Below are 13,743 nucleotides of genomic sequence, written 5' to 3'. Positions count from 1 at the left end.
TGCCGTGGGCAACCGAATTACGTCGCGAGCGACCGCACGGTGTGACCAGGTCACCAGCGCGTCGGCGGTGGTGACGTCAGCTGGTCGGCGAGGCGGGACAGCCGGTCGCGCAGGCGCCGGCGGCCCCGGGCCTGTGGCAGCGCGTTCTCCCCGGCCGCCGCGCTCACCAGGTGCTGGACCGTGTCGAGGTCGAGGTCGGGCGTCTCGGGCACCGCGAGCGCCTCGTGGGAGAGGGCGTCCAGGTCCCGGTCGCCGGAGCCGAGCGCGAGCACCGTCGCCCCCGCGCGCCGCGCGTCGTGCACCCGCGTGAGCAGCTCCGGGTCCGGCGCGTCCGGCGCCACGACGAGCAGCGTCTCGCCGCGCCGCGCCGCCTCGATCCGGCCGAGCCCGGTCGACAGGTGGGCGGGGTCCGTGGCCAGGACCCGGTGCCGGACGAGCGTCGGGGTCAGCTCGGGCGTGCCGGACCAGGCCGCCTCGTCGACGAGGTGCGCGGCCAGGTGCCACGGCTCGTACGCCGCCGTGCCGACGAGCAGCAGACCGCCGCCGTGCGGCACGACGGAGGACCGCAGCGTCCCCGCGAAACGGCGGGTGGCGCCGAGCCACTCGGTCCCGGCGAGCACTTCGCGCAGCAGCGCGACCCGTACGGCGTCCATGGCGTCGCATCCTGCCCCAACAGGCCAGTCGTCATCGGGAGTTCACCGCGAATTCCTCCGGGATGGGGAGGCGCGGGGGATGACTTATGAGACGTCTGTTCCCTTCCGTGCGGGCCGCGAGGGATACGCGAGCTTCCGCATCCCGGCCCTCGTCACCTCGGCCTCCGGCACCGTCCTCGCCTTCTGCGAGGGCCGCGTCGGCTCGTCGGAGGACTTCGGCAACATAGACATCGTCCTCAAACGCTCCGCCGACGGCGGCCGCACCTGGGGCCCGCTCCAGATCGTCGGCAAGAACGGCGCCGACCTCGCGGGCAACCCCGCCCCCGTCGTCCTCACCACCGGCCGCATCCTTCTCGTCCAGGTCAGGAACGCCGCCGCGGCCACCGAGGACGCCATCCGCCGCGGCAAGGTCTCCGCGACCAACGGGCGCCGCGTCTGGGTGCAGCACAGCGACGACGACGGCCTCACCTGGACGGCGCCGCGCGAGATCACCGGCCAGGTGAAGCGGGCGAACTGGCGGTGGTACGCGACCACGCCGGGGCATGCCGTGCAGCTCACCACGGGCCGCGTCGTCGTCCCCGCCAACCACTCCCTGCCACCCACCGGCACCGACAACGGCACCGAGGGGAAGTACAACGGCGGGCACTGCCTGCTGAGCGACGACGCCGGCGCGACCTGGCGGATCGGCTACATCGACGACAACGTCAACGGCTACATCAACGTCAACGAGACCACCGCCGCCGAACTCCCCGACGGCCGCCTCTACCTCAACACCCGCAACGACTCCCCGGCCCCGGGCAACCGCGCCGACGCCCACTCCCGCGACGGCGGCCAGAGCCTCGTCAAGCCGTTCCGCCCGCAGGCCTCGCTCACCGGCCCCGTCGTCGAGGGCAGCGTCCTGCAGCTGCGCGACCCCGACGTGCTGCTGTTCTCCGGCCCTGCCGACCCCGCCTTCCGCGCCCTGATGACCGTGCGCCGCTCCACCGACGGCGGCACCACCTGGCGGACCGCCCACACCGTCGACGGCCTCCCCGCCGCCTACTCCGACCTGACGCGCCTCGACGTCGGGGCCGTCGGACTCCTCTACGAGACGGGGGACTTCAGCGCCTACGAGACGATCACCTTTCGGCGGATACCGGTGGGGGAACTCGCTCGGCCGGCTGTGACCGGTGAGTAAGGTCGGCCCATGACCTCTACAGACAGTGCGCAGAACGCCCCCGCGAAGGCCCCCGCCAAGGACCCGTGGGAGCTGCCCGACGTCTCCGGCCTCGTCGTCGGCGTCCTCGGCGGCACCGGCGACCAGGGGCGCGGCCTCGCCTACCGGCTCGCCCGCGCCGGACAGAAGGTGATCATCGGCTCCCGCGCGGCGGAACGGGCGCGGGCCGCCGCCGACGAGCTCGGCCTCGGCGTCGAGGGCGCCGACAACGCGGAGTGCGCGCGGCGCAGCGACATCGTGATCGTCGCCGTGCCGTGGGAGGGACACGGGAAGACCCTCGAATCCCTGCGCGAGGAGCTGAGCGGCAAGCTGGTCGTCGACTGCGTCAACCCGCTCGGCTTCGACAAGAAGGGCGCGTACGCCCTCAAGCCCGAGGAGGGCAGCGCCGCTGAGCAGGCCGCCGCACTGCTCCCGGACTCGCGCGTCACCGCCGCCTTCCACCACCTGTCGGCCGTCCTCCTCCAGGACGCGGACGTCGAGGAGATCGACACCGACGTGATGGTGCTGGGCGAGCGCCGCGCCGACACCGACGTGGTGCAGGCGCTCGCCGCCCGCATCCCCGGCATGCGCGGCGTCTTCGCGGGGCGGCTGCGCAACGCCCACCAGGTGGAGTCCCTGGTCGCCAACCTGATCTCCGTCAACCGGCGCTACAAGGCGCACGCGGGGCTGCGGGTCACGGACGTGTAGGGCATGGGGGACACTGGTTGCGTACGTGCACGTCTACGTCTACGCGTACACGTACGCGACCACGCTTGCCACGCTTCACCGGACAGGAGCCGTTCCCCATGCCCCGCCTCGCCGTGTACGCCCTCGTCGTCTGCGCCCTCGCCGTCGCCGCGGCCGTGGTCTCCTTCGTGCAGGGCAGCTGGCTCGGCGTCGTCTGGGTGCTGCTCGCGGGGCTCTCGTCGAACATGGCGTGGTTCTACCTGCGGCGGGCGAAGCTGCAGCGGGACGCGGCGGCTGCCGCGACGCCCGCGTCTCCCACTACGCACTGACTCACGCTGCCGGGGGGATCTCCTCCGAGGTCTGCCAGAAGCGGTACAGGTCCTGGCCCCAGTACGTGTCCCACTCGCTGACGCCGAGCGCGCGCAGAACCGCGTCGACCGCGTCGAAGAACGCGTGGTTGAGCTCCGGGATCCACAGCACGGCGAAGACCGCGATCAGCCCGAACGGCGCGAACGGCTCGACCTGGCGGCGGATCTTGTGGGACAGCCAGGGCTCGATCACGCCGTACCCGTCCAGGCCCGGGACGGGCAGGGAGTTCAGGATCGCGGCGGTCACCTGGAGCAGGGCGAGGAACGCGAGCGCGTAGCGGAACGTGTCGGGAACGCCGTCAAGCGCGTCCAGCCAGAACGGCGCGGTGCAGACGACGGCGAACGCCACGTTCGTCAGCGGTCCGGCCGCCGAGATGAGGCTGTGCTTCCAACGCCCCCGGATCCTGCCCCGCTCGATGAAGACCGCGCCGCCGGGCAGACCGATGCCACCCATGATCACGAACAGCACCGGCAGCACGATGCTGAGCAGGGCGTGCGTGTACTTGAGCGGGTTGAGCGTCAGATAGCCCTTCGCGCCGATCGAGATGTCGCCGCTGTGCAGGGCCGTGCGCGCGTGCGCGTACTCGTGCAGGCAGAGCGAGACGACCCAGGCGGCCGTCACGAAGAGGAAGACGGCGAGCCCGGGGTTGTCCGCGAAACCGGTCCAGGCGGCCCAGCCGGAGACCGCCGTGACGGCGGCGATCCCCAGGAAGACGGGGCTGACCCGCCGGTCGCCACGGCGGATGGGAGTGGTGGTCATCAGGTGGGGCTCCTGGAGTCCGACAGCCTTGCGGACACGACGCTATCCGGTCGGGGAGGCTGAGGGGATGACGCTGTGGAACGTGATGTACCAGGACTGGCAGATGGAGTGCTGCGGCAAGCCCTTCCGCGTGGGCGACGAAGTGGCGTGGCAGCTGCTCGTCGACGAGGACGAGCGGGGGCGCGAGTGGCAGCGGGAGCTGAGCGAGATCGAGGGCCCGGTGGAGTCGGCGGGCGGCGGCCCTGTGGTGCGGACCGGCGGGGTGACGGTGCCGTGGACGGGGCACGGTGACTGGCCCGCCCGGTTGCGGCTGAAGGGCCTGCTGACCGTGGAACGGCACGGCGGCAAGTGGCCGGAGACGGTGGGGCGGGTGCGAGGCATCCGGATCGTGGAGCAGCGCTTCCTGGCCGGGGAACGGGTGCGGGGAGAGCGGTGGCTCCGGGACGTGGACGTGTGTCCGCGGTGGTTCGGGCGGGGCGAGGAGGACGGGCGGGGGTTCCGGCGCGACGCGACGGGAGCGCTGGTGTCGCTGGAGGTACCCGGGGACGAGTGACGTGCCGGGGGGGCTAGGGCAGTTCGGGCTTCCGCGCCGAGAAGAGCCACGTCTCGAACAGGTCCGAGAGGTCCTTGCCCGACTCCTTCTCGCAGAGCGCGATGAACTGCTCGGTTCCGGCGGTCCCGTGCCGGTGCTCGCGCGTCCAGGTCCGCAGGATGGTGAGGAAGGCGCGCTTGCCCACGGCCTCGCGCAGCTGGTGCAGCGTCATGGCGCCCCTGCCGTACACCGGCGGGTCCGAGACTCGCGTGGCGGTCGGCGGGTCGGCGGCCGGGAAGTCCCAGATGCCGTCGCTGTCCGGGTGCGTGCCGTCGTAGAAGGAGTCGAAGGTCTCCCGCGCGCTGGGGCCTCCGTGTTCCTCGTCCCACAGCCACTCGGCGTACGTCGCGAAGCCCTCGTTCAGCCACATGTCCTGCCAGGTGCGGGGCGTGACGGAGTTGCCGAACCACTGGTGGGCCAGCTCGTGGACGACCAGGAGGGTGTCCGGTGCCTCCTCGAAGTACGGCTTGGTCTGTGTCTCCAGGGCGTAGTCGAGGTCGGGGAGGTGGTCGACGACGGCGCCCGCCGAGGAGAAGGGGTAGGGGCCGAAGCGGTCGGCGGCCCAGTCGACGACTTCGGGCACCAGCTCGGGCACGTCGACGGGGCCGTCCGCCTCGTCGGGGTCGACGGCCGTGTAGACGGGCAGGCCGTCGTCCGTCGTGCCGGTGGAGACGTCGAAGACGCCGGTGACGACGGTCGCGACGTAGCTCGCCATGGGCTCGCGGTTGCGCCAGCGGAACGTGGTGCGCTTGCCGTGCCGCCGCGTCTCGCGCAGCGTTCCGTTGCTGACCGCGGTGTAGTCCGACGGCACGGTGACGTCGATGTCGTACGTCGCCTTGTCGGAGGGGTGGTGGTTGCCGGGGAACCAGGTCATGGAGCCGGTGGGCTCGCCGAGCGCCGCCACGCCGTCGTCCGTCTCGATCCAGCCCTCGTTGCCGCCGTCGCTCGCGGTGAACATCCGGGGCACCCCGTCGTACCGGACGGTGGTCCTGAAGGTCTTCCCCTCGCGGACGGTCCGGGCGGGCGTGAGCGTCAGCTTGTTCTTCTTCCGGCTGACGCGGGCCGCCGAGCCGTCGGTCTCGGCACTGCGCACGCGCAGGCCCGCGAGGTCCAGGCTGAAGCGGGGCAGGTCCCGGGTGGCCCGCGCGGTGATCACCGCGGTGCCGGTGAGCCTGTTCTCGTCCGGGGAGTAGTCGAGGGTCAGGGCGTAGTGCGTGACGTCGTAGCCGCTGTTGCCGAGCGCCGGGAACAGGTGGTCGTCTACGCGGTTCCCGCGCGCGTCGACCAGCACGAAGTCCCGCACGGTGCCGTCGCCGTCGTCGCCGTCCCACCAGGTGCGGAAGAGCCCGGCGAGTTCCTCGGCCGCGGCCGACTTCGCCGGGAGATCGGTCTGCAGTTCGACGTCGTACGCGTCTCCCTCGGCCAGGTCGACCGTGTACAGGGCCTGCGCGTGGCGTGCGGTGCGGGACTCGTCGGCGTCGCGGGCCCAGGAGCGGAACTGTTCGAGGAGGCGGTGGTGGGACTCCCGTACGGGGGCGTCCGGGGGCCGCGTGCCGCTGCACGCCGTCAGGGCGAGGCAGAGGGCCGCCGCGGACGCGAGGGCGCGCTTCATGATGTGGTCTCCGTCCGGTCGTCCGACGGGGAAGAGGGGCGAAGGCACCGTGAGGTTGCCCCCGCCCCCCCCCGCACTCCCGGATCGAAAGGGCCTCGGCCCGCCGTTACGCGGGCGCCACGAGCCGGTTCTCCGAGCCGATGCCGGAGGCGTTGCCGTCGGCGTAGAGGGTCAGTGCACCGTCCGGCCGGCGCACGATGGTGTCGTCGGCCCTGCGGCTGCCGGTGAAGTCGCCGCCGCCGACGATCAGGGCGTGCTTCCACAGGGCGTTCGGGGCCTGCCACTTGTGCTCGCCCCGGGAGGAACCGGTGCCGGTGAAGTCCTGGTACCGCGACAGTGCACCGTCGGACCAGCGCACGACGAGGTCCCAGTTGTCGTCGCCCGAGTAGTCGCCCGCGGTGATCTGGGTGGCGCGCTTCCAGGTGCCGGCCTCCGGGGAACCCGGCGCGACGACCTTGATCTCCTTGCCGAGCTTCTTGTTGGCGCCGGTGTTCCGGTAGAGCGTGACCTCGCCGTCCGACCAGCGCACGACCAGGTCGTCCTGCGACGTGTTGCCGCCGAAGCGGCCCGCGGTCATCGTCTCGGCGTGCTTCCAGGTGCTGTTCGCGGCCGCCAGCCGGTACTCGCCGTGGAAGCCCTTCTCGTCGACCGACGGGTAGAGCGTCACCTCGCCGTCCGACCAGCGGACGATCAGGTCCGAGCCGTCGTCACCGGTGAAGTCGCCCGCGACGACCTGCTTGGCGTGCTTGCCCCACTGGGAGTTGGGGCCCTGGATCTTGAACTCCTTGTCGAAGTGGTTCTTGGCCTTGCCCGCGCCCCGGTAGATGCTCAGCTCGCCGTCCGACCACAGGACGAACATGTCCATCCGGTCGTCGGAGACCGGGCCGTCGAGGGTGAAGTAGCCGTTGGCGATGGACGTGGCGTGCTTCCACGTGCCGGCACCGGGCAGCACCGGGTCGGCCATCGGCGGCGGCTTGATGCCCGTCGGCTGCTTGCCCGCCTTCGCGGCGTCGTAGATCCGCTTGACGTCCTTGCCGAAGTACGACGAGTACGAGGTGTTCGCGCTGTGCCCACCCGTCATCCAGCCGCCGGTCACGCCGATCAGCTTCGCCGGCTCGCCGCCCGCCGTGATGAAGGGGCCGCCGGAGGTGCCGCCGACGTAGCCGTCGCAGTTGATCTCGGTGAAGGTGCCGCCGCGCCAGAGCCGGCCGCCGCTGTCCTTGGTGTTGCCGGTGGTGTACTTCCTCGTCGGCGTGGTGCAGCTGAGCGGGTCCTGCTTCGGCTTGTAGCGGCCGCCGCCGTACATGTACGGGTAACCGATGACGTGCGCGGTGTGGTTGAAGCCGGTGTTGAAGCCCATCGGGACGGCCCCGACGACGTCCTCGACCTTCTTGCCGTCGCTGCGCGGCTCGGTGGCGAGGAACGCGACGTCGACCGCGGTGAAGTTCTCCTCGCTCTTCTTGGTCCCGGTGTAGCCGGGGTCCTTGAAGATGCGGCCCTTCTTGATGGGGTACATGCCGTGCGGCATGGGGCTCTTCGCGCTGTGCTGCGGCACGAAGATCAAGTTCTTCTGGTCGTCGCTGTCGAAGCAGTGCGCCGCCGACACGACCAGGTTCTTGCCCGGGGAGGGCACGACGGTGCCGCCGCAGAAGCGGTAGTCGTAGCGGTCCGGGTAGTCGTTGCCCGCCTTCTGCGCCCAGTAGAAGGTGCCGACTTCCTTGATGCCCTCGAAGGTGTGGGAGGGGGAGCGCAGCGCGCGCCCGCGGGGCGCCGCGTCCTTCTCTGCCCCCTTCTCCCCGGCGTCCTCGGCAGCCGCGGCCTCGCGGGTCTGCTGCTGCTCGACCGGCTCGGCCTCGGCCATGCGCTCCGGCGTCCAGAACTTCTCGAGCGTGCGGGCCAGTTCGTGGTCAGGGCCCTGGGACGGCGACTGCAAAGGAGTCCGGGTCGGTGTCGGAGCCGGGGCGGACCAGGCCGGGGCCGCGGCGGCCAGGAGCGCGGCCGCGACGGCTGTCGCAGTCAGACTGCGTTTCGTTCTCACAGTGGTGTTCCCCCACAAAAACGAACCCCGGGCATCCGGGGTCCGATTGGTACAGATCAAACGAGAAGGTACGTTACGCATGCACAGGACCCGGCGCGAACGCCTCGCCCCGCACGTCACGGACCTCACCAGAACTGTCCCACCGGTAAGGCCCTCGTCTCCCGGCCGCCGCCGCCAAGGGACAATGGTCCCGTGCGATACCGCGTCCTGGGGCCGGCCCGAGCCTTACGCCCCGACGGAACCCCCGTTCCCGTCGGCGGCGCACGCCTGCGCGCCCTGCTGGCCGCCCTCGCCCTGCACGCGGGACGCCCCGTCCCCGTGCAGTCCCTGGTGGACGAGGTGTGGACCGGTGAGCCTCCCGCGGACGCGACCGGCGCGCTGCAGGCGTTGGTGGGCCGGCTCCGCAGGGCACTCGGCGCGGACGCCGTCGTCTCGGTGGACGGCGGCTACCGGCTCCGCGCGAGCCCGGAGGACGTGGACGTCTTCCGGTTCGACGGGCTGGTGGACGAGGGCGGGCGCGCCCTCGCAGACGGCGACCCGGCGAAGGCCGCCGCCGTCCTGGACGACGCGCTCGCCCTGTGGACCGGCGAGCCCCTCGCCGACCTGCCGGAGCGCACGGCGGACGCCGCCCGCTGGTCGGCGCGGCACCTCGACGCCCGCCGCGCCCGGATGACCGCGGCGCTAGCCCTGGGCGAGGGCGAGCGCGTGCTGCCCGAGCTGGCCGGGCTGTGCGACGCGCATCCGCTCGACGAGCCGCTGCAGGCGCTGCGGCTGCGGGCCCTGCGGGACGCGGGACGTCCGGCGGAGGCGCTGGCGGCGTACGACGGTGTGCGGCGCGCTCTCGCCGAGCGGCTCGGGGCGGACCCCGGGCCCGAACTCGGCGGGCTGTACGCGGAGTTGCTGGCGGGGGCGCCGGCCGCGTCACCCGCTACCATCGCGTCACCCGCCACCGCCGAGGCGCCCGCCGCCCCGGCGCGGAACCGGACGGCCGGGAACCTGCGGGCCCGGCTCACCTCGTTCGTCGGGCGCGAGGCCGACATCGACGTACTGCGGGACGACCTCGCGCGGGCGCGGCTCGTCACCCTCCTCGGGCCCGGCGGGGCCGGGAAGACGCGGCTGTCGCAGGAGGCCGCCGAGGCCGTCGCCGCGCGCCTCCCGGACGGCGTGTGGCTCGCCGAGCTCGCGCCGGTCGAGGACCCCGCGGACGTGCCCGCGGCCGTCCTCACCGCGCTCGGCGCCCGCGAGACCGTGCTGCGCGGCGCCGGCGCCGAGGAGCTGCGGGCCCTCTCCGAGCGGCACGGCGAGGACCCCGTCACCCGGCTCGTCGAGCACTGCGCCGCGCGCCGCATGCTGATCGTCCTGGACAACTGCGAGCACGTCGTCGAGGCGGCCGCCCGCCTCGCCGACGAGCTGCTGGCCCGCTGCCCGGGCCTGACGGTCCTCGCCACCAGCCGCGAACCCCTCGGCGTACCGGGGGAGTTGCTGCGGCCCGTCGAGCCGCTGCCGGAACCGGTCGCCGTGCGGCTGTTCGCCGAGCGGGGTGCCGCCGCGCGGCCCGGGTTCACCGTCGAAGGGGACCCGGCGGCCGTCGCCGAGATCTGCCGCAGACTGGACGGCCTGCCGCTCGCCATCGAACTCGCCGCCGCCAGGCTGCGGTTGCTCACCCCACGGCAGATCGCCGACCGCCTCGACGACCGCTTCCGCCTCCTCACCAGCGGCGCCCGCACGGTGCTGCCCCGCCAGCAGACGCTGCGGGCCGTCGTCGACTGGTCCTGGGACCTGCTGGACGACGCCGAACGGACCGTGCTGCGACGGCTCTCCGTCTTCGCGGGCGGCTGCGAGCTGACCGCGGCGGAAGAGGTGTGCGCGGCCGCCGGGAGCACGGACGACGTCGCCGGTCTGCTGGGCTCCCTCGTCGACAAGTCCCTTGTCGTGGCGGCCCCTTCGGCGGCGTACGGCGGAGGCATGCGCTACCGGCTCCTGGAGACCGTCGCCGAGTACGCGGGCGAGCGGCTCGACGAGGCGGGTGACCGGGCCGCTGCCGAGCGGGCCCACCTCGTGCACTACCGCGAGGTCGCCAGGACCACCGATCCCGAACTGCGCGGCCGACGGCAGCAGGCCGCGGTGGAGCGCCTCGAGGTCGAGTACGAGAACCTGCGCACCGCCCTGCGGCACGCGCTCGCCGCGCGGGACGAGCAGGAAGCGCTCTGCCTCGTCCTGTCCCTCTCCTGGTACTGGCAGATGCGCGGGCTGCGCATGGAGACCCGCAACTGGTCCCGCGACGTCATGGCCCTCGGCCCCGACCCCTTCGCCCCGCCCGTCGCCCCCGCACCCCCGCTCCACGAGTCGTGCACGGCCGCGCCCCCGCCGATGAGCCCCGAGATCCTGGTGGAGGCCCGCCGCGGGGCGCACCTGCTCCATCTCTCCTGCATGGAGCTGGAGCAGGTGGACTGGCAGTCGCAGGAGGCGGCGGAGAAACTGGCCGGCATCAGGCGCGCCTACCGGCCCGGCCTCCCACAGACCTGCCGGACACCCGGCAACCTCTGGTTCTACGCCGTGCTGCTCGGCGGCGACATGGACCTGCTGCGCGTCACCCTCGACGAGACGGTCGCCGCCTGCCGCGCCCTCGGCTACGACTGGGAGCTCGCCGCCGCCCTCCAGCTGCGCGCCAACATCCTCGCCAACCGCGGCGACTGGACCGGCGACGCCATCCGCGACGCGGACGAGGCGCTGCACGGGTTCCGGCGGATCGGCGACGTGTGGGGCATCGCGGAGGCGCTCTCCGCGCGCGGCGAATCGCGGGAGCGGCGCGGCGAGCTCACGGCGGCCGCCGAGGACTACGAGGCCGCCGTCGAGTACGCCGAACAGCTCGGCGCCCAGTCCCAGGTGGCCCTGCTCAAGGCCCGCCTCGGCTCGATTCTCACGGACTCGCCGGAGCGGCGGGACCTCTTCGACCGGGGCGAGGCGCTGCTGCGGGAGATCCTCGACGAGCCGGGCCGGCACCACACGGGCGAGGCCATGCCCGCCGCCCGGCTCTTCCTCGCCTGCGCGCTGGGCCGAGACCGCCGCACCGCCGACGCGCGCGAACAACTCCGGCTGCTGCGGGCGGAGTTCAACGGCATCGGTTACGCCGTCTTCGACAGCTCCGTGCTCGGCATCGGGGCGTGGCTCGACGCGCTGGACGGTCGGTACGCCGAGAGCCTCGCCGGGGCGCACGCGTCCTTCGAGAAGGCGCTCGACCCGCTGTCGCGGATGGTCGCCCCGCAGATGGTCTCCGTCCATCTGTCGATCGTCGCCATGGCTCTGGCCGGATACGGCGACGGGACCCGCGCGCACGACGCCGCGCGGCTCCTCGCGGTCGCCGACCGGGAACTGCCGCTCCGGCACTTCGCGAACACGATGGAACGGGAGATCCGTGGGGGCGCGGAGGAGCGGTCCCGCGCCGCGCTCGGGGACGACGCGTACGAAGCGGCGTACGCGAAGGGCGGCGGCCTCACTCTCGATGAGGCCGCCGCCCTGTGCGCCGCGTGGGCCGGATGACCCGGCGACCGGCTGGGCGTGTGCCCGTGATCAGTTCTTCGTGCGGAACTTGTGGATCGCGATCGGCGCCATCACCAGCGTGAGCGCCACCGACCAGCCGACCGTGACCCACACGTCGTGCGCCACGGGGCCGCCGACCATCAGACCGCGCGCGGAGTCCGCGAGCGAGGACAGCGGGTTGTAGTCGGTGAAGCCCTGCAGCCAGCCCGGCATCGACTTCGTCGGCGCGAAGATCGACGAACCGAACTGCAGCGGCATCAGGACGAGGAAGCCCATCGCCTGCACGGACTGGGCGCTCTTCATGGAGACGCCGAGGACCAGGAAGATCCACATGATGGACGTGCCGAACAGGGCGGAGAGGCCCACGGCGGCGAACAGGCCGAGCCAGTTCGTGATGTCGAAACCCACCAGGACACCGACGATCATCATGATCGTCGTCGCGATGAGCAGCCGCATCAGCTCCACCACGATCTTGGCGAAGAGCACCGAGCCCTGACCGATCGGCAGGGTCCGGAAGCGGTCCATGATGCCGTTCTGGAAGTCCTGGTTGAACCCCGTGCCGACGGCCATGGCGATGTTCATGCTCATCATCGCCATCATGCCGGGGACCACGTACTGCACGTACTGGTCCTGGCCGCCGCCGAGCGCCTGCCCGATGGAGCCGCCGAACACGTACACGAACAGGAGCGTGAAGACGATCGGCATCAGGACCGCGTCGAACATCGACTCCGGGTCCTGCCGGATCCACAGCAGATTGCGGCGGACCAGGGCGCTGGTGTGCCGGACGTGGCCGCGCAGGCCTATGCGGGCGTCCGCCTCCCCCGTCTTGAGGGGGGCGGCCGTGAGTGTGGTGGCGCTCATACGGCGACCTCCTCGAGCTCGTTCTCGGACGGGCGGGCGTCCTGCGGGGCACTGGCCTTCTGGCCGGTGATGGAGAGGAACACCTCGTCCAGGCTGGGCAGTTCGGTGGCTATCGAGCCGATCGTGATGCCGCGCGCGGTGACCGCGCCGACCACGGCGGTCAGCTGCTCGTCGCTGAGGATCGGCACCAGGACCGTGCCGGTCTCGACGTCGACCGTCGAGGTGGCGATGCCGGTCAGACCGAGGTCGTCGAGCGCGTTCGCCAGCGGGCGGAGCTCCAGCGGGTCGGCCGGGCGGACCCGCAGGGTGCGGCCGCCGACCTTCGCCTTCAGCTCGTCGATCCCGCCGTTGGCGATGACCTTGCCGCGGTCGATGACCGTCAGCTCGGACGCCAACTGCTCGGCCTCCTCCATGTACTGGGTGGTGAGCAGCACGGTCACGCCGTCGCCGACCATGCGCTTGACCTCGGCCCACACCTCGTTCCGGGTGCGGGGGTCGAGACCGGTCGTCGGCTCGTCCAGATAGAGGACGGCCGGGCTGCCGATCATCGACGCGGCGAGGTCGAGGCGGCGGCGCATACCGCCGGAGTACGTGTTCGCGGGCCGCTTGGCGGCCTCGGTGAGCGAGAACCGCTCCAGCAGACCGTCGGCGCGGGACCTGGACTCCTTGCGGGACAGGTCGAGCAGCCGCCCGATCATGTACAGGTTCTCGCGGCCCGACAGCTTCTCGTCCACCGACGCGTACTGGCCGGTGAGGCCTATCACGCGGCGGAGCTGGCGGGGCTGGCGGACCACGTCGTACCCGGCGACGAGGGCGGAGCCCGCGTCCGGGGTGATCAGGGTGGAGAGGCAGCGTACGAGGGTCGTCTTACCGGCGCCGTTGGGTCCGAGCACGCCGAGGACGGTGCCCTCGCGTACGTCGAGGTCCACGCCGTCCAGAGCCTTGGTCTCGCCGTAGTGCTTGACCAGTCCCCTTACGGTGACCGCGCTCCCTGCGCCGTCGGGGTTCATGTCGATTCGCGTCATGCCCACAAGGTGTCAGACGCCACCGACAAACGACCGACATCCCACCGACAGGGGACCGTTGCCGACGCCCCGGGAGAACGTTTCGTCTCCCCCCGCCCCCCCCGGTGGCCGGCTCCCCTGCGACGCATGGTGGAGGTAGGGGCTGCTTCCTCCGCCCCCGGTGGGTGGCTTGCCTGTCCCGCCGCTTCGCGGCGGATGCTTCCCACCCACCCGCCCGTTCGCCCGGCGACGCAGGGTGGAGGTAGGGGCTTCTTCCTCCGCCCCCCGGTGGGTGGCTTGCCTGTCCCGCCGCTTCGCGGCGGATGCTTCCCACCCACCCGCCCGTTCGCCCGGCGACGCAGGGTGGAGGTAGGGGCTTCTTCCTCCGCCCCCCGGTGGGTGGCTTGCCTGTCCCGCCGCTTCGCGGCGGATG

The 13,743-nt window shown here is 72.4% G+C and carries 11 protein-coding genes; 5 read left to right on the top strand and 6 right to left on the bottom strand.

All coding sequences use genetic code 11. From position 1 onward, the window contains the following. Positions 1 to 50: 50 nt before the first annotated feature. Positions 51 to 653 carry a hypothetical protein gene (locus tag ACI2L3_RS00360; RefSeq protein ID WP_404750056.1) on the bottom strand — a complete coding sequence of 201 codons (603 nt, stop codon included), beginning with the start codon at positions 651 to 653 and terminating at the stop codon, positions 51 to 53. A 79-nt stretch (positions 654 to 732) separates the two neighbouring features. Here ACI2L3_RS00360 and ACI2L3_RS00355 point away from each other — a divergent pair, with 79 nt between their 5' ends. From ACI2L3_RS00355 to ACI2L3_RS00345, 3 genes are all read left to right on the top strand, one after another. After that, on the top strand, positions 733 to 1,830 hold the full coding sequence (locus ACI2L3_RS00355) for an exo-alpha-sialidase (protein ID WP_404750055.1): 1,098 nt from the start codon (positions 733 to 735) through the stop codon (positions 1,828 to 1,830). 9 nt (positions 1,831 to 1,839) lie between these two features. Continuing rightward, the gene (gene npdG, locus ACI2L3_RS00350; protein WP_404750054.1) at positions 1,840 to 2,556 is read left to right on the top strand and encodes an NADPH-dependent F420 reductase; all 717 of its coding nucleotides are present in this window, start codon (positions 1,840 to 1,842) and stop codon (positions 2,554 to 2,556) included. Positions 2,557 to 2,654: 98 nt separating this feature from the next. Continuing rightward, the gene (locus ACI2L3_RS00345) at positions 2,655 to 2,864 is read left to right on the top strand and encodes a hypothetical protein (protein ID WP_404750053.1); all 210 of its coding nucleotides are present in this window, start codon (positions 2,655 to 2,657) and stop codon (positions 2,862 to 2,864) included. A 1-nt stretch (position 2,865) separates the two neighbouring features. Here the strand turns inward: ACI2L3_RS00345 and ACI2L3_RS00340 are convergent, their stop codons facing one another. Continuing rightward, on the bottom strand, positions 2,866 to 3,663 hold the full coding sequence (locus tag ACI2L3_RS00340; protein ID WP_404750052.1) for a site-2 protease family protein: 798 nt from the start codon (positions 3,661 to 3,663) through the stop codon (positions 2,866 to 2,868). Between the two features lie 67 nt (positions 3,664 to 3,730). Between ACI2L3_RS00340 and ACI2L3_RS00335 the strand changes: the two genes are divergently transcribed. After that, complete coding sequence (locus ACI2L3_RS00335; protein ID WP_404750051.1) at positions 3,731 to 4,216, top strand: DUF6578 domain-containing protein; 486 nt, start codon at positions 3,731 to 3,733, stop codon at positions 4,214 to 4,216. Positions 4,217 to 4,229: 13 nt separating this feature from the next. Here ACI2L3_RS00335 and ACI2L3_RS00330 read toward each other — a convergent pair whose 3' ends face one another. Together ACI2L3_RS00330 and ACI2L3_RS00325 are read right to left on the bottom strand one after the other, a co-directional pair. Next, a complete protein-coding gene (locus tag ACI2L3_RS00330; protein WP_404750050.1) occupies positions 4,230 to 5,867 on the bottom strand; it encodes a M1 family metallopeptidase in 1,638 nt (545 codons plus the stop codon). A gap of 106 nt (positions 5,868 to 5,973) precedes the next feature. Then, positions 5,974 to 7,905 carry a trypsin-like serine peptidase gene (locus ACI2L3_RS00325; RefSeq protein WP_404750049.1) on the bottom strand — a complete coding sequence of 644 codons (1,932 nt, stop codon included), beginning with the start codon at positions 7,903 to 7,905 and terminating at the stop codon, positions 5,974 to 5,976. A gap of 192 nt (positions 7,906 to 8,097) precedes the next feature. On the opposite strand from ACI2L3_RS00325, the gene ACI2L3_RS00320 reads away from it, so the two are divergent. Continuing rightward, the gene (locus tag ACI2L3_RS00320) at positions 8,098 to 11,445 is read left to right on the top strand and encodes an AfsR/SARP family transcriptional regulator (protein ID WP_404750048.1); all 3,348 of its coding nucleotides are present in this window, start codon (positions 8,098 to 8,100) and stop codon (positions 11,443 to 11,445) included. Positions 11,446 to 11,475: 30 nt separating this feature from the next. On the opposite strand, the gene ACI2L3_RS00315 is transcribed toward ACI2L3_RS00320, so the two are convergent. Continuing rightward, positions 11,476 to 12,306, bottom strand: a complete 831-nt coding sequence (locus ACI2L3_RS00315; protein WP_404750047.1) for an ABC transporter permease — start codon at positions 12,304 to 12,306, stop codon at positions 11,476 to 11,478. Next, positions 12,303 to 13,331, bottom strand: coding sequence for an ATP-binding cassette domain-containing protein (locus ACI2L3_RS00310; protein ID WP_404750046.1), 1,029 nt, complete (start codon positions 13,329 to 13,331; stop codon positions 12,303 to 12,305). Before ACI2L3_RS00310 ends, ACI2L3_RS00315 begins: the two co-directional genes overlap by 4 nt. Positions 13,332 to 13,743 lie beyond the last annotated feature (412 nt).

The organism is Streptomyces sp. NPDC029674, from assembly GCF_044903205.1.
Classification (GTDB): Bacteria; Actinomycetota; Actinomycetes; order Streptomycetales; family Streptomycetaceae; genus Streptomyces.
This window is presented reverse-complemented; position numbering and strand designations above follow the sequence as displayed.